Annotated in this window: 1 protein-coding gene; it reads left to right on the top strand. The window is 50.2% G+C overall.

Going from position 1 to position 614, the window contains the following annotated elements:
• Positions 1–614: ABC transporter permease (locus R7044_RS26430; protein WP_225456141.1), on the top strand; the 614-nt coding region annotated here is incomplete at both ends.

Below are 614 nucleotides of genomic sequence, written 5' to 3'. Positions count from 1 at the left end.
CAGCTTTTGCTGTTCGGCTTCGCAATCAATACGGACATTCGCAACATTCCGGTAGGTGTTGTCGACCAAAGTGGCAGCACCGCCGGGCGGATCATTACCCAGTCCGTCAAAGTCACTCAAGTGGTGGATATCAAAGAAACCTATGCCACCGCGCAAGAGGCTGAACAAGCGATTCAAGATGGTATTGTGCGCGCCGTGCTGATTTTGCCAAGCGATCTCACACAACGCATGATGCAAGGTCGAGAACTTGGGCAATGGATTGTGGATGGGTCAGATACCATGATCAGCTCGGCAATATTGTCGTTGCAAACCATGCCATTGACCGATTTTGATTTCGAGATTCGCCCAGCGCCAAGCAAAACATTCGAAGTCGCACTCTACTACAACCCAAGTCGGCGTTCTGCGGTCAACATCGTACCCGGCTTACTCGGTGTGATTCTCACCATGACGATGATTTGGTTCACCAGTGCCGCGATTGTACGAGAACGTGAACGGGGAAATTTGGAGCTATTGATCACCACGCCCATCCACTCGATAGAGCTAATGGTGGCGAAAATCGTGCCGTATATCTTTGTCGGCTTAATTCAGGTTTTCATCATTCTAGGGTTGGGACA

The sequence above is a fragment of the Vibrio sp. 1402 genome (assembly GCF_033340275.1).
This window is presented reverse-complemented; position numbering and strand designations above follow the sequence as displayed.